The following is a 20927-nucleotide window of genomic DNA, read 5'->3' as shown; positions in this document are numbered from 1 at the left end:
CGGCCTACAGGATATATCTATCGCGCAACCCAACCGAGGGTCCGCTCCGCCAGCGCATCGCGTGCAGGCGTGAATAATTCCATCGCCATCAGCCCGACATTACGCCCAACGATCAGCGGGGCCCAGCGATTGGCAAACAAATACACCAAATTGTTGGTCACACCAATCGTCGTTTCGCGATCGCGTTCGCGGCGCTGCTGATAGCGTGCCAGTACCGCATAATCACCGATATCTTCCGCGCAGTTTTGCGCCTGCGTCAACGTCTCAGCCAGGCTCATCACATCGCGCAGACCAAGGTTGAAACCTTGTCCGGCAATGGGATGCAGCGTCTGTGCTGCGTTCCCCACCAGCACAGTACGATGGGTAATGGCTTTTTGCGCCGAGGTTAACGAAAGCGGATAGGCGTTGCGTTTACCGGCCTGGGTAATACGCCCCAACCGCCAGCCAAACGCAGTTTGCAGTTCGCGGCAAAATTGTTCGTCGGACCAGGCCATAATCTCATCCCGCCGCTCCAGCGGATGGCACCACACCAGCGAGCAGCGACCATCAGACATCGGTAGCATTGCCAGCGGACCATATTGTGTGAAACGTTCAAACGCTCGCCCGTCATGCGCAACGGAGGTCGTGACGTTGGCAATCATCGCCAGTTGTTCATAGGGTTGTTGCTGCCAGTCAACGCCGCAGGCGGTAGCCAGTGCGGAGCGCGTGCCATCGGCGGCCACCAACAGGCGACCATTGATCATCTCGCCATTTTCCAGCGTAACCTCAACGCGTTCCTGCGTGCGTGACACGCTGGCTACACGGTCGGGGCAGTGCAGCGTGATGCCCGGCGCTTTACGCAACAGCGCAAACAAACGCAGCCCGACATCGTGCAGTTCTACCACCTGGCCCAGCGCCGGAATACGGTATTCCTGCGCATCCAGCGTCACAAATCCGGCATGGCCGCGATCGCTGACGTGAACCGTTTTGATCGCCGTTGCGCAATCGGCAATCGCCTGCCATACGCCAATTCGCGCCAGCTGTTGGCAGGCCCCTGCCGCCAGCGCGATCGCCCGGGCGTCAAACCCTGGATGGCGGTCAGTTTCAGGTTCGCTCGCTTCTATCAGGTGAACAGGCAGAGTCCCGTGGCTGAGCTGAGAAATGGCCAGCGCCAGCGTTGCACCGACCATACCACCGCCAACGATAATCACGCTCATTGCAGCCGCGCCGCAGCCATTAAGGCTTCAATGTCATCCGCTTTCTTCACCACGCTGGCGGTCAGGTTCTCATTGCCGTCCTCGGTGATGAGGATGTCATCTTCAATACGAATGCCGATACCACGATAAGCAGGCGGCACATCGGCGTCCGGCGCGATATACAGCCCCGGTTCGACGGTGAGCACCATTCCTGGCTCGAGAATACGTGAGCGGTCCTGACCATAAACGCCAACGTCGTGCACATCCAGTCCCAGCCAATGGCTAAGACCATGCATAAAGAATGGGCGATGCGCATTTTCGGTAATCAGTTGGTCGATCTCGCCGTGCAAAATGCCAAGCTTCACCAGACCCGTAATCATGATGCGCACCACTTCGCCGGTGACTTCCTGGATGGACGTCCCCGGGCGATACAGGCGCAGACTGGTCTCTAATGACTCCAGTACGATGTCGTAGATTTCACGCTGAGCAGGGGAAAATTTGCCGTTTACCGGGAAGGTACGCGTAATGTCGCCCGCATAACCTTTGTATTCACACCCGGCGTCAATCAACACCAGATCGCCATCGCGCATTTCACTTTCATTTTCGGTGTAATGGAGAATACAGCCGTTTTCGCCGCTGCCGACAATCGTGTTATAGGATGGGTAACGCGCGCCATGGCGAGTAAACTCGTGGTGAATCTCCCCTTCCAACTGGTATTCAAACATTCCCGGACGGCATTTTTCCATCGCGCGGGTATGCGCCAGCGCACTGATCTCTCCGGCACGGCGCATGACCGCAATTTCTTCTGGTGATTTGAACAAGCGCATTTCATGGACCATTGGACGCCAGTCGATGATCGCGGCGGGTGCGTGCAGATTTTGTCTGGAGCCTTTACGCAGTTTATCCAACGCCGTGCACACAATCTCGTCTGCCCAGGCATATTCGCCCTGCGCGTGGTACACCGCATCCAGGCCATTGAGCAACAGGTGCAGCTGTTGGTTGATTTCACTGAAGGCCAGCGCCCGGTCAACGCCGAGTTTTGCCGGTGCGGCGTCCTGGCCCAGACGGCGGCCAAACCAGATCTCCGCCGTCAGATCGCGAACCCGATTAAACAAAACGCTGTGGTTATGAGTGTCATCACTTTTAATCAGCACCAGCACAGCTTCCGGTTCGTTAAAACCGGTGAAGTACCAGAAATCACTGCTTTGGCGGTACGGGTATTCACTGTCCGCGCTGCGCGTCGCTTCAGGCGCGGCAAAAATCAGCGCGGCGCTGCCAGGCTGCATTTGTGCCAGTAAAGCCTGGCGACGACGCTGGAATTCTTGCTGAGATATCTCGCTCATCACACTCTCCTTTGCGTTTCGTTCTTAGTGCAGAGTCGGTTTACGGATTTCCGGCGCGGTCGGCTGCTGACGCGTAAACGTGTCATGGCACAGCAAGGCGGCTACGCGCACGTATTCGATAATCTCTTCGAGCGACATTTCCAGCTCTTCCTGATCTTCGTCTTCGTCATATCCCAACTGAGCGATATTGCGCAGGTCGTCAATCGCTTCACCGGTTTCACCGGTCACCTTGTCGAGCTTTGGCTGCGTAACGCCAAGGCCCAGCAAAAAGTGGTTTACCCACCCCGCCAGCGCATCGGCACGATCAAACACGCTAACGTCGTCGCCTTCAGGCAGATAAAGCTGAAAAAGGAAACCGTCGTCCTCGAGGGCATCGCTGGTGGCTGAGTGCATTTTCATCAGTGCCTGAGCCAGCTCGTGACCGAAGGCCAGACCTTCGTTAGTCAGGTCGTGCAGCAGCGGCTGCCATGAGCTGTCGTTGTTGCCGCCGCAAATCATCCCGCTGATCAAGCCGTGCATTTCGGCCGGGGTTAATCCAGCCCCTTGTTGGTTCAAAAACTGGCTAACGTCGTTGTAGCCAGGCATTTCGTTCTGTATAGACATAAGCATTCGTCATCAAAGGGAGGAATATTCATGGTATGCTACCACTTTGGGCCCTGGTGGACCAGAAAAGGGCTTGTATCTTGATACCAGGGTAGCTATAGTGTCGCCCCTTCGCGGACCCAAGGTCTGGAGACGAAGGCAGCGCAGTCAATCAGCAGGAAGGTGGCATGTCTGCACAACCCGTCGATATCCAAATATTTGGCCGTTCACTGCGAGTGAATTGCCCGCCTGAACAAAGGGATGCGTTGAATCAGGCTGCGGACGATCTCAATCAGCGATTGCAAGATCTGAAAGTTCGCACTAGAGTCACAAATACTGAGCAGTTGGTTTTCATCGCCGCGTTGAACATCAGCTATGAATTAACTCAGGAAAAAGCGAAGACGCGTGAGTACGCGGCGAGCATGGAACAACGTATTCGGATGCTACAACAGACCATCGAACAGGCGTTGCTTGATCAGGGTCGCATAACCGAAAAAACGGGCCAAAACTTTGAATAACACTTTTCGGTTTACTGTGGTAGAGTGACCGTGAAGACAAAATTTCTCTGAGATGTTTGCAAGCGGGCCAGTCCCCTGAGCCGATATTTCATACCACAAGAATGTGGCGCTCCATGGTTGGTGAGCATGCTCGGCCCGTCCGAGAAGCCTTAAAACTGTGACGACGCATTCACCTTGAACCAAGGGTTCAAGGGTTACAGCCTGCGGCGGCATCTCGGAGATTCCCTTCTACCTGGCAACAGCCATGACACTACTTTCTGAACTCCCTTTATCCCGGCAAGAAATTCGTCAACTGATTCGACAGCGTCGTCGCGCGCTGACCTCTGAACAGCAACGACACTACGGTCAGCAAGCCGCGACCCGAATGCTCAGTTTTCCCCCTGTTGTACTCGCGCATACTGTGGCGGTATTTCTCTCGTTCGATGGCGAACTCGATACCCAGCCGCTGATAGATCAGCTGTGGCGAGCGGGCAAGCGCGTTTACCTTCCGGTTCTTCATCCCTTCAGTCCCGGTAATTTACTGTTCCTGCACTATCATCCGCACAGCGACCTGGTGACCAATCGCTTAAAGATCCCGGAACCACGGCTTGATGTACGCGACGTATTGCCACTGTCAAAGCTGGACGTACTGATTACGCCGTTAGTGGCATTTGATGAGGACGGGCAACGCCTGGGCATGGGCGGTGGATTTTACGACCGCACGCTACAAAACTGGCAGCAGCATAAGATCCAACCCGTGGGCTACGCGCATGACTGCCAGTTGGTAGAAAAATTGCCGGTTGAAGAGTGGGATATCCCGCTGCCAGCGGTGGTGACGCCGTCCAAAATCTGGGAGTGGTAGCCGTTTTTTGCCGATTGACAGCGCCGTTTTTTTGACCTAAATTCCTCGGTGAAGGGTGAGGGAGGCGAACCTCCCTCCTGCGTACTCTCTGTTAATATGCTGGGCAAGCGATGATTAACAGGATCAGCAGCATGATGACGTATCTCATCATCGTCCCTTTCCTTTTTAGAGCCCCTGCTTCGGTAGGGGCTTTCCCGTTTCAGCGCTATGCTGCGCCCCTATCGTAAATTCCTTTTATTGCTGTACAACACGCAACGCTGCCTTTAGTTGCCAACTGCGGCAAAGCTCGAAAACAGAATGTATGCGTTACAGAAAGAGATTTTGAGGCAGGGAAATCAGAGGAAAGATGGGCAGGTCAACCGCCTGCCCATGTAGAGGAAATCAGTACAGCAGACGAGCGCGAATGGTTCCAGGAAGGGCTTTCATCGCCAGCAGCGCTTTCTCCGCCACATCTTCATCCGCTTCAATATCGATAACCACATAACCTACCTGCGCGGAAGTTTGCAGATACTGCGCGGCAATGTTGACGCCCTGCTCGGCAAAAATCTGGTTCAGTGCCGTCAGTACACCCGGACGGTTTTCGTGAATGTGCATCAGACGACGACCACCGTGCAGCGGCAGAGAAACTTCCGGGAAGTTTACCGCAGACAGCGTAGACCCGTTGTCGGAATACTTGGTCAGTTTCCCAGCCACTTCCAGACCGATGTTTTCCTGCGCTTCCAGCGTTGAACCACCAATGTGCGGCGTCAGGATCACATTATCGAAATCACACAGCGGCGAAGTGAAAGGATCGCTGTTAGTTGCCGGTTCGGTTGGGAATACGTCGATTGCAGCCCCCGCCAGATGTTTAGTCGCTAACGCGTCGCACAGCGCAGGAATATCAACAACCGTACCGCGTGCGGCGTTAATCAGCAGCGCCCCCGGTTTCATCAGAGAAATCTCACGCGCGCCCATCAGGTTTTTGGTGGAGGCATTTTCCGGCACGTGCAGACTCACCACGTCGCTCATATTGAGCAGGTCGGAAAGATGCTGTACCTGCGTGGCATTGCCAAGCGGGAGTTTATTTTCAATATCATAGAAAAAGACATGCATCCCGAGCGATTCCGCCAGAATGCCCAACTGAGTACCAATGTGGCCATAGCCGATGATCCCCAGTTTTTTACCACGCGCTTCAAAAGAGCCGGTAGCCAGCTTATTCCAAACGCCGCGGTGCGCTTTGGCGTTCGCTTCGGGTACGCCACGTAGCAGTAGCAGCAGTTCGCCAATCACCAGCTCAGCAACGGAACGTGTGTTAGAGAATGGTGCGTTAAACACAGGGATCCCGCGCTTTGCCGCTGCACTTAGATCAACCTGGTTGGTGCCAATGCAGAAGCAGCCAATCGCGACCAGTTTCTCTGCGGCGTCAATCACATCTTCAGTCAGATGGGTACGGGATCGCAGGCCAATGAAGTGGGCATCACGGATGGACTCTTTCAGTTGTTCAGTGTCCAGAGCACCTTTGTGAAACTCGATGTTGGTATAACCTGCTGCACGAAGGCTTTCGAGTGCTTTTTGGTGCACGCCTTCAACCAGCAGAAATTTAATCTTATCTTTCTCCAGTGATACCTTTGCCATTTCCCCGACCCTGTCTTTTTTTGTTCAAACTGATGTGTTGTGTGTGGGATTTTCATCCGTCTCTTCAACATATCAAAAAATAATATTGCGGCAATATGAACGTTTGCGTCGCCGTGCTGAAGAAATGTCATTCAACGGGAAATGTCAGAGGAAAATACTGGCGATAACTTTTTCTTTGGAGAGATCGGCAGGACAATATTATAAACGTGACACAAGTCACCAAATTTGCCCTGCCAAAATTTTTTTAACGGGAGAAGACGCTCCCGTCAGATCATTTTACGATAGTTTTCACGCCGTCAGGCGTACCGATCAGCGCGACATCCGCGCCACGGTTGGCAAACAGGCCGACGGTTACCACACCTGGAATCGCATTGATGGCATTTTCCAGCGCGATGGCGTCGAGGATCTCCAGACCGTGCACATCGAGGATCACGTTGCCGTTGTCCGTCACGACGCCCTGACGATATTCAGGACGACCGCCCAGTTTCACCAACTGGCGAGCCACAGCGCTGCGCGCCATTGGGATCACTTCGACCGGCAGCGGGAAGTTACCGAGAATATCGACTTCTTTAGACGCATCCGCGATGCAGATAAATTTCTTCGCCACGGAAGCAATGATTTTTTCACGGGTCAACGCTGCGCCGCCGCCCTTGATCATCTGCATGTGACCGTTGATTTCATCCGCGCCGTCAACGTATACGCCGAGGCTATCCACTTCGTTAAGATCGAACACGTGGATGCCAAGGCTTTTGAGTTTTTCAGTCGATGCATCCGAACTGGATACCGCACCTTCAATCTGACCTTTCATTGTGCCCAGCGCATCAATAAAGTGTGCGGCTGTTGAACCTGTACCTACGCCCACAATGGTGCCGGGCTGTACATACTGAAGTGCCGCCCATCCTACTGCTTTTTTCAGTTCATCCTGCGTCATGATCGTTTCGCCTGTGGTGTGAATATGGTGGGAAAATTCACGCGCATTATAGAACATTGTGCAGAAAAATGTCCCCACACCCGCTCGCAAGCGGCGGATTTCGTCTTTACCCAATCAAAAATTGTGTCATAGTGCAGAACAAGCAAAAATTTCAGGAGTGCGTCAAAGCAATGAAACGTCCGGACTACAGAACACTACAAGCACTGGATGCGGTTATTCGTGAACGAGGATTTGAGCGCGCGGCGCAAAAGCTATGCATCACGCAATCCGCGGTTTCACAGCGCATAAAACAGCTTGAGAATATGTTCGGACAACCGCTGCTGGTGCGTACCGTACCGCCGCGCCCAACGGAACAGGGACAGAAACTACTGGCGCTTCTGCGCCAGGTTGAACTGCTGGAAGACGAGTGGCTGGGCGATGAACAAACCGGCTCGACGCCGCTTCTGCTTTCGCTGGCGGTGAACGCCGACAGTCTGGCGACCTGGTTACTTCCGGCGCTGGCCCCGGTACTGGCTAATTCACCGATTCGACTGAACCTGCAGGTTGAAGATGAAACCCGAACCCAGGAACGTCTGCGTCGTGGTGAAGTAGTCGGTGCGGTGAGTATTCAACATCAGGCGCTGCCAAGCTGTCTGGTGGATAAACTGGGCGCGCTGGACTACCTGTTTGTTGGCTCTAAACCTTTCGCCGAGCGTTATTTCCCAAACGGCGTCACCCGTTCCGCCCTGCTGAAAGCCCCGGCGGTCGCGTTTGACCATCTTGATGATATGCACCAGGCGTTCCTGCAACAAAACTTCGACCTGCCGCCGGGCAGCGTACCGTGCCATATCGTTAACTCGTCTGAAGCCTTCGTCCAGTTAGCCCGTCAGGGAACAACCTGCTGCATGATCCCACACTTACAGATTGAGAAAGAGCTGGAAAGCGGTGAGCTTATCGACTTAACGCCAGGCCTGTTCCAGCGTCGGATGCTGTACTGGCACCGCTTTGCACCAGAAAGCCGCATGATGCGCAACGTCACCGACGCGCTGCTGGCCTATGGCCACAACGTACTGCGTCAGGATTAATTCCTCGAACAGAGGCCGGATAGCGGCGTCACGCCTTATCCGGCCTGCAAGCCTTTCCCCTCTTTTCATGCTATTCCCGCCACGTCTTTGAAATACATCACAAAATAAAACACGCCACACGGCAAAAAACGACGTCCTGTTGGCTATTTTTTGCTGGCGACAAGCCAAATGAAAAAGCACACCGTATTCGCAAAGATTCAACTTATTGCGTAATACGGAGCAAAAAATGGCAAACGTGCAGGAGTGGCAAACACTCGCCAATAAAGAACTCAGTCGACGGGAAAAAACCGTTGAGTCGCTGGAAAGACAGACGGCGGAAGGGATTGTCATCAAGCCGCTGTACACCGAAGCGGACCTCGATAATCTGGAAGTCACGGGCACCCTGCCCGGTCTGCCGCCTTACGTGCGTGGCCCGCGCGCCACTATGTATACCGCGCAGCCGTGGACGATTCGCCAATACGCCGGTTTCTCTACCGCCAAAGAGTCCAACGCCTTTTACCGCCGTAACCTCGCCGCTGGGCAAAAAGGGCTTTCCGTCGCCTTTGACCTTGCCACTCATCGTGGCTATGACTCAGACAACCCGCGCGTAGCGGGCGACGTCGGCAAAGCCGGCGTGGCGATCGATACCGTCGAAGATATGAAGGTGCTGTTCGACCAGATCCCGCTGGATAAGATGTCGGTATCGATGACCATGAACGGCGCGGTGCTGCCGGTACTGGCGTTTTATATCGTCGCGGCGCAGGAGCAAGGCGTGACGCCGGAACAGCTCACCGGGACCATTCAGAACGATATTCTGAAAGAATACTTGTGCCGCAACACCTACATTTATCCGCCAAAACCCTCCATGCGCATTATCGCCGACATCATCGCCTGGTGCTCAGGCAACATGCCGCGCTTTAACACCATCAGCATCAGCGGCTATCACATGGGTGAAGCCGGGGCAAACTGCGTACAGCAGGTGGCGTTTACGCTGGCAGACGGTATTGAATACATCAAGGCCGCGCTTTCCGCCGGACTGAAAATTGATGACTTCGCCCCGCGCCTGTCATTCTTCTTCGGCATCGGCATGGATCTGTTTATGAACGTCGCCATGCTGCGCGCTGCACGGTATCTGTGGAGCGAAGCGGTCAGCAGTTTTGGCGCGACCAACCCGAAATCTCTCGCTCTGCGTACCCACTGCCAGACCTCAGGCTGGAGCCTGACCGAGCAGGACCCGTACAACAACGTGGTACGAACCACCATTGAGGCGCTCGGCGCTACGCTTGGCGGCACCCAGTCTCTGCATACCAACGCTTTTGATGAAGCGCTCGGCCTGCCCACCGATTTCTCCGCCCGTATTGCGCGTAATACGCAGATCATCATTCAGGAAGAATCAGAGATCTGCCGCACCGTCGATCCGCTGGCCGGATCGTATTACGTCGAATCACTCACCGATCAAATCGTGAAGCAGGCGCGCACGATCATCAAGCAGATTGATGAGGCAGGCGGCATGGCGAAGGCGATTGAAGCCGGACTTCCTAAACGGATGATCGAAGAAGCGTCCGCGCGCGAACAGTCGCTGATCGACCAGGGTAAGCGCGTTATCGTCGGGGTGAACAAATACAAGCTGGATAAAGAAGACGACACGTCGGTGCTGGAGATCGACAACGTGAAGGTGCGCAACGAGCAGATTGCCTCACTGCAGCATATCCGCGCCACCCGCGACAATGATGCGGTTAAAGCCGCGCTATCCGCGCTGACCCACGCTGCGCAACAGAATGAAAATCTGCTGGCCGCCGCCGTCAACGCCGCCCGCGTTCGCGCCACGCTCGGCGAAATCTCCGATGCGCTCGAGGCCGCCTTTGACCGTTATCTGGTTCCCAGCCAGTGTGTTACTGGGGTGATTGCGCAAAGCTATCACCAGTCCGACAAATCCGCCGATGAGTTCGATGCCATTGTTGCGCAAACTGAACAGTTCCTCGCAGAAAATGGCCGCCGCCCGCGTATTCTGATCGCCAAGATGGGTCAGGACGGCCACGATCGCGGCGCAAAAGTGATCGCCAGCGCCTACTCCGATCTCGGCTTCGATGTCGATCTCAGCCCGATGTTCTCCACACCGGAGGAAATTGCCCGTCTGGCGGTAGAAAACGATGTGCATGTCGTTGGCGCATCATCGCTGGCGGCGGGTCATAAGACATTGATCCCTGAGCTGGTCACCGCGCTCAAAGGCTGGGGACGCGAAGACATTTGCGTCGTCGCCGGCGGGGTTATTCCGCCACAGGATTACGCTTTCCTGCACGAGCATGGCGTGGCAGCCATTTATGGCCCAGGCACGCCGATGCTCGACAGCGTCCGCGATGTGTTAACCCGTATCAGTAAACATCATGATTAACGCCACCACGCTTGAGGATACCGTCCGCCGCTTGCGACTCGGTGAACGGGCTACGCTCGCCCAGGCGATGACGCTGGTCGAAAGCAATCACCCGCGCCACCAGCCGCTGAGTACGCAATTGCTGGACGCGATTATGCCGTTCACCGGTAACGCCCTGCGTCTGGGGATCACCGGCACGCCGGGCGCGGGTAAAAGCACCTTTCTGGAAGCATTCGGCATGCTGTTGATTCGCCGCGGGTTACGGGTAGCGGTGATCGCCGTCGATCCCAGCAGCCCGGTCAGCGGCGGCAGCATTCTGGGTGATAAAACCCGCATGACGGAACTGGCTCGCGCAGAATCTGCGTTTATACGTCCGGTTCCTTCCAGCGGTCATTTAGGCGGCGCCAGCCAGCGCGCCCGCGAATTAATGCTGCTGTGCGAGGCGGCGGGCTTCAACGTGGTGATTGTGGAAACCGTCGGCGTTGGGCAGTCAGAAACCGAAGTCGCAGGCATGGTGGATTGCTTTCTCTCACTGCAAATCGCCGGCGGTGGCGACGATTTGCAGGGCATCAAAAAAGGCCTGATGGAGATGGCGGATCTGGTCGTCATCAACAAGGACGACGGTGATAACCGTACCAGCGTTGCCATCGCCCGCCATATGTACGAATCCGCCCTGCATATTCTGCGCCGCAAATATGACGAGTGGCAGCCGCAGGTTCTGACCTGTAGCGCCCTGGAAAAACGCGGCATTGAGGAGGTTTGGCAGGCGATAACCGACTTTAAAACGTGCCTTACCGCCAGCGGTCGACTGGAAAAAGTCCGCCAGCAGCAGGCGGTGGAATGGCTACACAAGCAGGCTGAAGAAGAAGCCCTGCATCTGCTGTTTGCCCGGGCTGATTTCGACCGGTATTTCCAGCAGACGCTGCTGGCCGTCAAAAACAATGATCTTTCGCCGCGCACCGGCCTGCGGCACATCAGCGAATTTATCCAGCATCATTACTTTCAATAAAGAGAACATTATGTCTTATCAATACGTCAACGTGGTCATCATCCAGAAAGTCGCGGTCATTGAGTTCAATTACGCCCGCAAGCTCAATGCCCTGAGCAAAGTGTTTATTGACGATCTGATGCAGGCGCTGAACGACCTCAATCGTCCGGACATTCGCTGCATCATTCTGCGCGCCCCGAGCGGGGCCAAAGTGTTCTCTGCCGGGCATGATATTCATGAACTCCCCACCGGACGTCGCGATCCGCTCTCTTATGACGATCCGCTGCGTCAGATAACTCGTATGATCCAAAAATATCCGAAGCCGGTGATCTCCATGGTTGAAGGCAGCGTCTGGGGCGGCGCGTTTGAGATGATCATGAGTTCCGATCTGATCATCGCAGCCAGTACGTCTACCTTCTCCATGACCCCGGTCAACCTCGGCGTGCCCTATAACCTGGTGGGCATCCACAACCTGACCCGCGACGCTGGTTTTCACATCGTTAAGGAGCTGATTTTTACCGCCTCGCCCATCACCGCTCAACGCGCCATGGCGGTCGGGATCCTCAATCATGTCGTTCCAACCGAGGAACTGGAAGATTTCACCCTGCAAATGGCGCATCACATCTCGGAAAAAGCGCCGCTGGCAATCGCCGTCATCAAAGAAGAACTGCGCGTGTTGGGCGAAGCACACACCATGAACTCTGACGAATTCGAGCGCATTCAGGGCATGCGCCGCGCGGTGTACGACAGCGAGGATTATCAGGAAGGGATGAACGCGTTTATGGAAAAACGTAAACCTAATTTTGTTGGCCATTAATCACGCCCGACGAAGGAGACGGCCATGAAACGGATGAGCGCCGAACAGGCGGCAGAAATTATCCAGCACGATGATATGGTGGCGTTCAGCGGCTTTACCCCCGCGGGTTCGCCAAAAGCGTTACCCACCGCAATTGCCCAACGCGCCTGCGAACGGCATCAGGACGGGCAGCCTTTTCAGATCCGCCTGTTGACCGGGGCGTCAATTGGCGCCGCCGCTGATGATGCACTATCCGCGGCGGATGCCGTTTCCTGGCGTGCGCCTTATCAAACCTCATCTGGCCTGCGCGAGAAAATTAACCAGGGCCAGGTGAGGTTTGTCGATCTCCATTTGAGCGAAGTCGCGCAGATGGTTAATTACGGCTTTTTTGGCGATATCGATGTTGCCGTCATTGAAGCTTCCGCCATTGCGCCGGATGGCCGGATTTGGCTTTCCAGCGGTATTGGCAATGCGCCCACCTGGCTGCTGCGGGCGAAAAAGGTGATTATCGAGCTGAATCATTACCATAATCCACGCGTGGCTGAGTTTACCGACATCGTAATACCCGGCGCACCGCCGCGGCGTAACAGCGTGCCCATATTTCATACCATGGATCGCGTGGGCAGTCAGTGCGTGCAGATAGACCCCAGGAAAGTGGTCGCGGTGGTGGATACCGACCAGCCCGATGCCGGGAATGCGTCGGATAAAACCAATCCGGTCAGCCAACAAATTGCCGATAACGTCGTCACTTTCCTACTGGCAGAAATGGCGCACAAACGCATTCCAGCAGAGTTTCTGCCCTTACAAAGCGGCGTGGGCAATATCAATAACGCGGTAATGGCGAGACTGGGAGAGAATCCGGATATCCCGCCCTTTATGATGTATTCAGAGGTGTTACAGGAATCGGTGGTGCATCTGCTGGAAACGGGCAAGATCACCGGTGCCAGCGCCTCCAGCCTGACCATCTCAGCCCCGTCGCTACAGAAGATTTACGACAATATGGACTTCTTCGCCAGCCGAATTGTGCTGCGCCCGCAGGAGATCTCCAATAACCCGGAAATCATCCGTCGGCTGGGGGTCATTGCGCTCAACGTTGGGCTGGAGTTTGATATCTACGGCCATGCCAATTCCACGCACGTTGCGGGCGTGAACCTGATGAACGGGATCGGCGGCAGCGGGGATTTCGAGCGCAACGCCTACCTGTCTATCTTTATGGCGCCGTCGATTGCCAAAGGCGGGAAAATCTCAACCATCGTGCCGATGTGCAGCCATGTCGACCACAGCGAACATAGCGTTAAAGTGATCGTGACCGAACAAGGGATTGCCGATCTGCGTGGGTTATCTCCGATGCAGCGGGCGCACACGATTATCGATAACTGTGCGCATCCCCTTTATCGGGACTACCTGCACCGCTATCTGGAAAAAGCGCCCGGCGGGCATATCCATCACGATCTCAGCCATGCGTTCGATCTGCATCGCAACCTTCTCGAGACAGGATCGATGCTCGGTTAACTTGCCGTACCGTCACGATCTTCAGCAATATGCTGGAGCATGGTGCCGGTATAGCGATGATTTTTCAGAGAATAGAGAAACTCCTGCATATACATGGGGCTGCCGGGCGCGTCGAAATACTTTAGCGTCGACGGATTCACCAGCCGCCAGGCAAAATGAGGAATCACCGTCAAAAACTGCCCGCGCTCCACCGCGCTAATCTTGGCCATAAAGCTGTACGGACGGTAGATAATCGTCGGATTGATCCCGCAGGGTCGCATGTAAGCATCCAGCATTGCCTCAAAGTTGGCGCGATTCTGGAAACGCATTTGCAGCCAGGGTAGCTCGCGCAGCAGATCCTGCGGCTGTTTCTCTTCGTAGCGCCGGGAAACGAGAAACCCCAGACGCAGCGGAGACAGTTCGCTGATCGCCAGATTTTCCAACTCTTGTACGCGAGGAGAAACGTGCTGTGGCGAGATAATGAAATCCAGTTTGCGGTCGAACAGATTATCAATCACCCCATTCTCACTGAATTCAACGGCCTGGGCCGTCACGCCGTCATATTTATCGCCAAGGCTAATCAACTGGTCAAAAATAATCGTTGGATAAGTATTATCGATACCGATGACGATTTCCCGCGAGCGACAAGAGGCGTTATGAATTTCGTTATCAATGGCAGAGAGGCGCTGATAGACGGGAAACAGCTTCTGATACAGCTCCTGTCCGGCTTTATTCAGGCTGATGTTGTTATCTTTACGGGTAAACAGCGTATAGCCGATTTGATCTTCCAGTGCAGCAATGCTTTTACCGAAAGGCGATGCGGTCATATGTATTTTTTCTGCCGCTCTGGCGATGTTATTGGTTTGCGCCAGCAGAATGAAATTACGCATCTTTTTCGAGATAAAAATATCCATAGCGTCCCCTTAAAAATCGCTATGGCCTATCCTCATTACCACGAAAAAAAAGACTGAATGTGAGGTCTCATTTTTACAGTTGCTCACAGAAAAACCGGCTGGAATGTTTTGTCGGCCTGATGAGACGCGTAAGCATCGCCATCAGGCTAAAAACTTGCCGGATGGCGACTTACGCCTATATCAAGACTACTTATTGGTTACTGTAGGCTCAATCTGGAAGACGACATCAACCTGATCGTCAAACTGAATAACCGGCTGTTCGTAGGTTTCCTGAGCAGAGGTTGCAGGCGCTGCATCTGCTTTCATCATCCGTACCATCGGGCTCGGTTGATAATTGGAAACGTGGTAACGCACACTGTAAACGGGACCCAGTTTGCTATTAAAGCCCGCGGCCAGCTGTTCAGCCTGATGAACAGCATCATCAATCGCCGCTTTACGCGCTTTGTCTTTGTAAGCATCCGGCTGGGCAACGCCCAGCGATACCGAACGAATCTCATTCAGACCGGCCTTCAGCGCGCCATCAAGCAGAGCGTTGAGTTTGTCCAACTGACGCAGCGTGACTTCAACGGTGCGCACTGCACGATAACCTTTGAGGATGCTTTTGCCGTTCTGGTAGTCGTAGTCCGGCTGCGTACGCAAGTTTGCAGCGCTAATGTCTTTCTTCGCTATCTGGTTCTGTTCAAGGAAAGACAGATATTGCGCCACGCGCTCATCGGCCTGCTTCTTCGCGGAAGCCGCATCCTTTGCAGCAACGTTCACTTCAATCGCCAGGGTGGCGATGTCTGGTGTTGCATCTACGCTTGCCGTTCCGGAAGTCACGATGTGCGGTCCATTTGGCAACTCATTTGCCTGTACCGATAGTGCGCTGAATCCGACTAATGCCGCCAGGGCCATTATTTTGAACTTCACGGTCGCTCCTCCATGTTTCATTAATTACCCCAAAACTCAGGGCACATGCAGGCAAGCTTAGCCGATCTCGCTGCGTTGTCCATCAGACAACACTTAGTTGAACAGCGCATGAACGTGCGCAACACCTTCTTTTGCCAGTTGAAAAGCGATAAACCACATCACTAATCCTACCAGCGTATTGATGATGCGCTGTGCTTTCGCAGTTCGCAGACGCGGTGCCAGCCAGGCCGCCAGCAATGCCAGACCGAAGAACCACAGGAACGAAGCGCTGACGGTTCCCAGTGCAAACCAGCGTTTAGGCTCAACGTCCAGTTGCCCCCCCAGACTCCCGAGCACCACAAAGGTATCCAGGTAAACATGTGGGTTGAGCCATGTCACCGCCAGCATAGTAGCGATGATTTTCCAGCGCCCCTGCTTCATCACTTCGGCGCTGGCCAGTTCCAGATTACTGCTCATCGCCGTTTTTAGCGCACCGAATCCGTACCAGAGTAAAAATGCGACCCCGCCCCAGGTGACCAGCGCCATCAGCCATGGCGACTGCATCAGCAAGGCGCTACCGCCGAAGATCCCCGCGCAAATCAGCACTAAATCACTGATAGCGCAGAGTAAAGCAATCATGATGTGATACTGACGACGGATCCCCTGATTCATCACGAAGGCATTTTGTGGACCAAGCGGAAGTATCATGGCTGCACCAAGCGCAAGCCCTTGAAAATAGTAGGATAACATGTAAAGCATCTCACATAATTGTCTTGTGGGCAGACTATACTGCGCGGGATTCATTAGAGGAAATGGATAATATTAATCAGTAATTAGCATTATTAATAATACCGCGCACACTCCCCTCCATATTCAGTCTCTGACAATAGCGATTGTGCGTTACCCGAGGTATGCTGAAAGATAAGTCTGTCTATACCAAAGGAATGGGTATGAAGCATAACGCGAACATTTTTCTCTTCTGTGCCTCGCTGGTAGTTACCAGTTTGTGGCCCACTGTCGCCAGCGCAGACAGAACGCTGCGCTATACCGATCACGAGCCGTATGGCAACATGCGTACCCGGCTCATAAAAGAGACTTTTTTTCGCGCAATCGAACAAGAGTCGCTTGGACGTTTGAAAATCGACGCTCACTGGAACGGCGAGCTGTCCACCAGCTATGACGCCTTAAAAACGATCGGCCAGGGCAGCGTGGCGGATATGGGGATCGTGGTCCCTGAGTACACGCCCGAACAACTGCCGCGACACCAGATTTTTAAGAGCTTCCCCCTCGGACCGGGTCGTGGTGAAGCGCAGGTTAACGCCTTTCAGCGGATTTTCCGCGAGTATCGCCAGTTTGGTCGCGAGCTGGAAAACAACAATCTGGTGAATCTTCAGTTTTTCCTCGGCTATCCGGTTGGATTTTTTACTACCAGGCCGAACGTCGATTTGGCACAGCTGAATGCAAGCCAATGGCGGACCGCCAGCTTTTGGCATCAATCATTTTTACGCAACGCGGGCGGCGTGCCGGTCAGCATGCCATGGAATGAAAAAATTACCGATGCGCTTCAGACCGGACAGCTTGACGGCCTGATGGTTAACCTCGACAGCGGAGATGATATCCATGCCCAGCGGGCGGCCCCCTATATTCAGCTCTCCCCTTCGCTCTGGCTCGGACACGTTTATCTTCTGGTGATGAATAAAGACGTCTGGGATAGCCTGGACGTGAAAGATCGCGCAGCCATCAATCGGGCCGCCGCCATGACGCAAAAGCGTATTGGCGCAGTGCAGGACGCAAGCCTGACCGCAATGGCGAAAAAGATGGCAAAAGAGGGCGCACGCGTTCACTACCTGACCAACAGCGAGCTGAATGCGTGGCAAGCCGCTACCGGTTATCAGCACGTTCAGGCCGAATGGATTGCCCAACAGGAAAGTAAAGGAATAAACGATGTTGGCGAGCTGATGCAGGGTGTCAGCGCAATTCTTAACAAGACGAGATAAATTAACGCCCGCCTCTCTCTGGCGGGCGTTTTTAGCTGAAGTTACTCGGTCGCGTTCTCTTTCACGCGTTTAAAGTTCACATCCATCTGCGGGTACGGGAAGCTGATACCGTTGGCGTCAAACTCGCGCTTAATGCGCTCCAGTACATCCCAGTAGACGCTTTGCAGATCGCTGCTGTTGCTCCAGACGCGTACGACGAAATTAATCGAGGAAGCGCCCAGCTCATTCAGGCGTACCGTCATTTCACGGTCTTTTAGGATGCGATCTTCAGACTGGATGATATCAGTGAGGATTTTTTTCACCTGATCGATATCGGAGTCGTAGGCCACGCCGATAATAAATTCGTTACGACGGACCGGCTCGCGAGAGAAGTTAATGATGTTCCCGGCAATGATTTTACCGTTTGGGATCACCACAATCTTACCGTCTACGGTACGCATAGTTGTGGAGAAAATCTGCACGTTAAGCACGGTTCCCGCAACGCCGCCAAGGTCTACATATTCACCCGCGCGGAACGGACGGAACATCACCAGCAGCACGCCTGCGGCGAGGTTGGACAGCGACCCTTGCAGCGCCAGACCGACAGCTAAACCTGCGGCACCGAGAACGGCGATCACGGAGGCAGTTTGCACCCCAACGCGACCCAGCGCGGCAATCAGCGTGAAAGCGATAATACCGTAGCGCACCAGTGCAGAAAGAAAGTCGGCAACGGTGGCATCAATTTTACGCGCCAGCATCAGGCGGTTAACGGTGTTTGATACGATACGCGCCACGATCATACCGATAATGACAATCGCGAGAGCCGCAACGATGTTGACGGCATAGCTCAACAGTAGCTCCTGATTGCGGACCAGCCAGGTGCCCGCACCGTTTATGCTGTCGACAACATTCAAATCTTCCATTCAATATTCCTTTTTTGCTTACCCAAACGGGAGAAATAAAGCCGCCCTAACGGGACTGGCAACCTGACAAGGGTAAACAATAAACTCAGATTTTGCCAAACAGATCACAGAATTCTCTGTCAGCAGCACATTGAAATGGCAATAAAAAAGGCCCGCATTTGCGGGCCTCATGTCACGTTGGACGGCGTAAATTACAGAACGTCAACCGCGTTCAGTTCTTTGAAAGCCTGTTCCAGACGGGTGATCATGGTTGCCTGACCAGCACGCAGCCATACGCGCGGATCGTAGTATTTCTTGTTCGGCTGATCTTCGCCTTTCGGGTTGCCCAACTGACCCTGCAGGTAAGCTTCGTTTGCTTTGTAGTAGTTCAGAACGCCTTCCCAGGTAGCCCATTGGGTATCGGTGTCGATGTTCATTTTCACTACGCCGTAGCTTACGGAGTCTTTGATTTCCTGAGCAGTAGAACCTGAACCACCGTGGAAGACGAAGTTCAGGCTGTTATGCGGCAGGTTATGTTTCTTAGAAACATAGTCCTGAGAGTCGCGCAGGATGGTCGGGGTCAGAACTACGTTACCCGGCTTGTAAACGCCGTGTACGTTACCGAAGGACGCTGCGATGGTGAAACGCGGGCTGATTTTGCTCAGCTCGGTGTATGCGTAGTCAACGTCTTCCGGTTGGGTGTACAGTGCAGAAGCGTCCATGTGGCTGTTGTCCACGCCGTCTTCTTCACCACCGGTGCAACCCAGTTCGATTTCCAGAGTCATGCCCATTTTGGACATGCGCGCCAGGTATTTGGAGCAGATTTCGATGTTCTCTTCCAGAGACTCTTCAGACAGGTCGATCATGTGAGAAGAGAACAGCGGTTTGCCAGTTGCTGCGAAGTGTTTTTCACCCGCGTCCAGCAGACCGTCGATCCACGGCAGCAGTTTCTTCGCGCAGTGGTCAGTGTGCAGGATAACCGGAACACCATAGTGTTCAGCCATCTGGTGAACGTGATGCGCGCCAGAGATAGCACCCAGGATTGCAGCGCCCTGAGGAACGTCAGACTTCACGCCTTTACCCGCGATGAAAGAAGCACCACCGTTGGAGAACTGGACGATTACCGGCGCTTTAACTTTTGCAGCGGTTTCCAGAACGGCGTTGATGGAGTCGGTACCAACGCAGTTAACAGCTGGCAGAGCAAAGTTGTTTTCTTTAGCTACCTGGAAAACTTTCTGTACGTCATCACCAGTGATTACGCCTGGTTTTACGAAATCAAAAATTTTAGACATGTTGCGAGTCCTGTATCTTCGGCCTTGGAAAGGGGGCGCGCTCGACAGCGCGCTAATAATTGGGCAGGTTTCCCTGCCCATCAATGTCTTACTTTTTAGCACGCTCTTCGAGCATGGCTACTGCTGGCAGTACTTTGCCTTCCACGAATTCGAGGAATGCGCCGCCGCCAGTAGAGATGTAGGAGATTTTGTCAGCAATGCCGAACAGGTCGATTGCTGCCAGGGTGTCACCGCCGCCTGCGATAGAGAATGCTTCGCTGTCTGCGATAGCATTAGCAACGATTTCAGTACCTTTGCGGAAGTTCGGGAATTCGAACACGCCAACCGGGCCGTTCCACAGAATGGTTTTCGCATTCTTCAGGATGTCAGCCAGCTGCTGTGCAGAAGCGTCGCCGATATCCAGGATCTGCTCGTCTTCTTTTACATCGCTAACGGATTTAAGCGTAGCCGGTGCAGTTTCAGAGAATTCAGTCGCTACGCGAACGTCAGTCGGGACCGGGATATCGCAAGTCGTCAGCAGACGCTTAGCTTCATCAACCAGGTCAGCTTCGTACAGGGATTTGCCGACGTTGTGGCCTTGAGCAGCAACGAAGGTGTTCGCGATACCACCACCAACGATCAGCTGGTCAGCGATTTTTGACAGAGAGTCCAGAACGGTCAGTTTGGTAGAAACTTTAGAACCACCAACGATAGCCACCATCGGACGAGCAGGTTCTTTCAGCGCTTTACCCAGCGCATCCAGCTCAGCAGCCAGCAGCGGACCAGCGCAAGCTACGTCGGCGAATTTACCGATACCGTGGGTAGAAGCCTGCGCACGGTGAGCGGTACCGAAAGCGTCCATTACGAATACGTCACACAGCGCAGCGTATTTTTTGGACAGTGCTTCGTCGTCTTTCTTCTCGCCTTTGTTGAAGCGAACGTTTTCCAGAACAACCAGTTCACCGGCAGCGACTTCAACGCCGTCCAGGTAATCTTTTACCAGGCGAACCGGAGCAGACAGTTTGTCTTTCAGGTAGTTAACAACCGGCAGCAGAGAGAATTCTTCGTTGTACTCGCCTTCGGTAGGACGACCCAGGTGGGAAGTTACCATCACTTTAGCACCCTGTTTCAGGGCCAGTTCGATGGTCGGCAGGGAAGCACGGATACGCGCATCGCTGGTTACTTTCCCTTCTTTAACTGGTACGTTCAGGTCCGCACGGATAAAAACGCGTTTACCAGCCAGATCCAGATCGGTCATCTTAATTACAGACATGGTGAATCCT

General features: G+C 54.1%; 19 protein-coding genes and 1 other RNA gene. 9 read left to right on the top strand and 11 right to left on the bottom strand.

The annotated features are described in order from the left end of the window. Window positions 1–17: 17 nt before the first annotated feature. The 3 genes from ubiH to OGV65_RS02525 are packed head-to-tail and all read right to left on the bottom strand — an operon-like array spanning window position 18 to window position 3121. Window positions 18–1196, bottom strand: coding sequence for a 2-octaprenyl-6-methoxyphenyl hydroxylase (gene ubiH, locus OGV65_RS02535; protein ID WP_279263792.1), 1179 nt, complete (start codon window positions 1194–1196; stop codon window positions 18–20). Beyond that, window positions 1193–2518, bottom strand: a complete 1326-nt coding sequence (pepP, locus tag OGV65_RS02530) for a Xaa-Pro aminopeptidase (protein WP_075847442.1) — start codon at window positions 2516–2518, stop codon at window positions 1193–1195. Before pepP ends, ubiH begins: the two co-directional genes overlap by 4 nt. 24 nt (window positions 2519–2542) lie before the next feature. Continuing rightward, window positions 2543–3121, bottom strand: a complete 579-nt coding sequence (locus OGV65_RS02525) for a YecA/YgfB family protein (protein WP_141875622.1) — start codon at window positions 3119–3121, stop codon at window positions 2543–2545. A gap of 167 nt (window positions 3122–3288) precedes the next feature. On the opposite strand from OGV65_RS02525, the gene zapA reads away from it, so the two are divergent. The 3 genes from zapA (at window position 3289) to OGV65_RS02510 (ending at window position 4459) form a co-directional block, all read left to right on the top strand. Continuing rightward, a complete protein-coding gene (gene zapA, locus OGV65_RS02520) occupies window positions 3289–3618 on the top strand; it encodes a cell division protein ZapA (protein WP_003026980.1) in 330 nt (109 codons plus the stop codon). 41 nt (window positions 3619–3659) lie between these two features. Next, a non-coding RNA gene (ssrS, locus tag OGV65_RS02515) (6S RNA) lies at window positions 3660–3843 on the top strand. 19 nt (window positions 3844–3862) lie between these two features. Further along, window positions 3863–4459, top strand: coding sequence for a 5-formyltetrahydrofolate cyclo-ligase (locus OGV65_RS02510; protein ID WP_286454560.1), 597 nt, complete (start codon window positions 3863–3865; stop codon window positions 4457–4459). A 381-nt stretch (window positions 4460–4840) separates the two neighbouring features. Here OGV65_RS02510 and serA read toward each other — a convergent pair whose 3' ends face one another. Further along, entirely contained in the window at window positions 4841–6073 is a 1233-nt protein-coding gene (gene serA, locus OGV65_RS02505) for a phosphoglycerate dehydrogenase (protein WP_016154363.1), read from the bottom strand. Window positions 6074–6344: 271 nt separating this feature from the next. Further along, window positions 6345–7004 carry a ribose-5-phosphate isomerase RpiA gene (gene rpiA, locus OGV65_RS02500; protein WP_016154364.1) on the bottom strand — a complete coding sequence of 220 codons (660 nt, stop codon included), beginning with the start codon at window positions 7002–7004 and terminating at the stop codon, window positions 6345–6347. Window positions 7005–7174: 170 nt separating this feature from the next. Between rpiA and argP the strand changes: the two genes are divergently transcribed. From argP to scpC, 5 genes are all read left to right on the top strand, one after another. Next, window positions 7175–8068, top strand: coding sequence for a DNA-binding transcriptional regulator ArgP (argP, locus tag OGV65_RS02495; RefSeq protein WP_003825477.1), 894 nt, complete (start codon window positions 7175–7177; stop codon window positions 8066–8068). 226 nt (window positions 8069–8294) lie between these two features. Continuing rightward, a complete protein-coding gene (gene scpA, locus OGV65_RS02490; RefSeq protein ID WP_153690041.1) occupies window positions 8295–10439 on the top strand; it encodes a methylmalonyl-CoA mutase in 2145 nt (714 codons plus the stop codon). Continuing rightward, complete coding sequence (meaB, locus tag OGV65_RS02485; RefSeq protein ID WP_200079807.1) at window positions 10432–11427, top strand: methylmalonyl Co-A mutase-associated GTPase MeaB; 996 nt, start codon at window positions 10432–10434, stop codon at window positions 11425–11427. Before scpA ends, meaB begins: the two co-directional genes overlap by 8 nt. Window positions 11428–11437: 10 nt before the next feature. Continuing rightward, entirely contained in the window at window positions 11438–12223 is a 786-nt protein-coding gene (gene scpB, locus OGV65_RS02480; RefSeq protein ID WP_016154367.1) for a methylmalonyl-CoA decarboxylase, read from the top strand. Window positions 12224–12247: 24 nt separating this feature from the next. Then, window positions 12248–13714 carry a succinyl-CoA:acetate CoA-transferase ScpC gene (gene scpC / locus OGV65_RS02475; RefSeq protein WP_286454559.1) on the top strand — a complete coding sequence of 489 codons (1467 nt, stop codon included), beginning with the start codon at window positions 12248–12250 and terminating at the stop codon, window positions 13712–13714. Here scpC and srsR read toward each other — a convergent pair. From srsR to argO, 3 genes are all read right to left on the bottom strand, one after another. After that, the gene (gene srsR / locus OGV65_RS02470) at window positions 13711–14607 is read right to left on the bottom strand and encodes a LysR family transcriptional regulator SrsR (protein ID WP_016154369.1); all 897 of its coding nucleotides are present in this window, start codon (window positions 14605–14607) and stop codon (window positions 13711–13713) included. The genes scpC and srsR overlap by 4 nt on opposite strands. A gap of 186 nt (window positions 14608–14793) precedes the next feature. Continuing rightward, window positions 14794–15516, bottom strand: coding sequence for an oxidative stress defense protein (locus OGV65_RS02465; protein WP_029139653.1), 723 nt, complete (start codon window positions 15514–15516; stop codon window positions 14794–14796). A 93-nt stretch (window positions 15517–15609) separates the two neighbouring features. After that, window positions 15610–16245 (bottom strand): arginine exporter ArgO, encoded by a 636-nt coding sequence (argO, locus tag OGV65_RS02460; RefSeq protein WP_003027005.1) that lies wholly within the window; start codon window positions 16243–16245, stop codon window positions 15610–15612. A gap of 200 nt (window positions 16246–16445) precedes the next feature. Between argO and dctP the strand changes: the two genes are divergently transcribed. Next, a complete protein-coding gene (dctP, locus tag OGV65_RS02455; protein ID WP_049282163.1) occupies window positions 16446–17492 on the top strand; it encodes a TRAP transporter substrate-binding protein DctP in 1047 nt (348 codons plus the stop codon). A gap of 41 nt (window positions 17493–17533) precedes the next feature. Here the strand turns inward: dctP and OGV65_RS02450 are convergent, their stop codons facing one another. The 3 genes from OGV65_RS02450 to pgk all read right to left on the bottom strand — a co-directional run bounded on the left by OGV65_RS02450 (window position 17534) and on the right by pgk (window position 20917). Continuing rightward, the gene (locus OGV65_RS02450; RefSeq protein ID WP_019077645.1) at window positions 17534–18394 is read right to left on the bottom strand and encodes a small-conductance mechanosensitive channel MscS; all 861 of its coding nucleotides are present in this window, start codon (window positions 18392–18394) and stop codon (window positions 17534–17536) included. Between the two features lie 191 nt (window positions 18395–18585). Continuing rightward, complete coding sequence (fbaA, locus tag OGV65_RS02445; RefSeq protein ID WP_003027029.1) at window positions 18586–19665, bottom strand: class II fructose-bisphosphate aldolase; 1080 nt, start codon at window positions 19663–19665, stop codon at window positions 18586–18588. Window positions 19666–19753: 88 nt separating this feature from the next. After that, window positions 19754–20917, bottom strand: coding sequence for a phosphoglycerate kinase (pgk, locus tag OGV65_RS02440; protein WP_003027032.1), 1164 nt, complete (start codon window positions 20915–20917; stop codon window positions 19754–19756). Window positions 20918–20927: the final 10 nt, after the last annotated feature.

This window comes from Citrobacter sp. Cb004, from assembly GCF_030337065.1.
In the GTDB taxonomy this organism is placed as follows: Bacteria; Pseudomonadota; Gammaproteobacteria; order Enterobacterales; family Enterobacteriaceae; genus Citrobacter; species Citrobacter braakii.
The sequence above is the reverse complement of the archived record's forward strand: the minus strand, read 5'-3'. Positions and strand labels throughout refer to the sequence as shown.

Excerpts from the sequence above, each read along its gene's own strand:
- rpiA (WP_016154364.1), bottom strand. The coding sequence starts at position 7,004 with ATGACGCAGGATGAACTGAAAAAAGCAGTAGGATGGGCGGCACTTCAG.
- OGV65_RS02525 (WP_141875622.1), bottom strand. The coding sequence starts at position 3,121 with ATGTCTATACAGAACGAAATGCCTGGCTACAACGACGTTAGCCAGTTT.
- dctP (WP_049282163.1), top strand. The coding sequence starts at position 16,446 with ATGAAGCATAACGCGAACATTTTTCTCTTCTGTGCCTCGCTGGTAGTT.
- zapA (WP_003026980.1), top strand. The coding sequence starts at position 3,289 with ATGTCTGCACAACCCGTCGATATCCAAATATTTGGCCGTTCACTGCGA.
- pepP (WP_075847442.1), bottom strand. The coding sequence starts at position 2,518 with ATGAGCGAGATATCTCAGCAAGAATTCCAGCGTCGTCGCCAGGCTTTA.
- serA (WP_016154363.1), bottom strand. The coding sequence starts at position 6,073 with ATGGCAAAGGTATCACTGGAGAAAGATAAGATTAAATTTCTGCTGGTT.
- srsR (WP_016154369.1), bottom strand. The coding sequence starts at position 14,607 with ATGGATATTTTTATCTCGAAAAAGATGCGTAATTTCATTCTGCTGGCG.
- meaB (WP_200079807.1), top strand. The coding sequence starts at position 10,432 with ATGATTAACGCCACCACGCTTGAGGATACCGTCCGCCGCTTGCGACTC.
- scpB (WP_016154367.1), top strand. The coding sequence starts at position 11,438 with ATGTCTTATCAATACGTCAACGTGGTCATCATCCAGAAAGTCGCGGTC.
- fbaA (WP_003027029.1), bottom strand. The coding sequence starts at position 19,665 with ATGTCTAAAATTTTTGATTTCGTAAAACCAGGCGTAATCACTGGTGAT.
- scpA (WP_153690041.1), top strand. The coding sequence starts at position 8,295 with ATGGCAAACGTGCAGGAGTGGCAAACACTCGCCAATAAAGAACTCAGT.
- argP (WP_003825477.1), top strand. The coding sequence starts at position 7,175 with ATGAAACGTCCGGACTACAGAACACTACAAGCACTGGATGCGGTTATT.
- scpC (WP_286454559.1), top strand. The coding sequence starts at position 12,248 with ATGAAACGGATGAGCGCCGAACAGGCGGCAGAAATTATCCAGCACGAT.
- pgk (WP_003027032.1), bottom strand. The coding sequence starts at position 20,917 with ATGTCTGTAATTAAGATGACCGATCTGGATCTGGCTGGTAAACGCGTT.
- argO (WP_003027005.1), bottom strand. The coding sequence starts at position 16,245 with ATGTTATCCTACTATTTTCAAGGGCTTGCGCTTGGTGCAGCCATGATA.
- OGV65_RS02450 (WP_019077645.1), bottom strand. The coding sequence starts at position 18,394 with ATGGAAGATTTGAATGTTGTCGACAGCATAAACGGTGCGGGCACCTGG.
- ubiH (WP_279263792.1), bottom strand. The coding sequence starts at position 1,196 with ATGAGCGTGATTATCGTTGGCGGTGGTATGGTCGGTGCAACGCTGGCG.
- OGV65_RS02510 (WP_286454560.1), top strand. The coding sequence starts at position 3,863 with ATGACACTACTTTCTGAACTCCCTTTATCCCGGCAAGAAATTCGTCAA.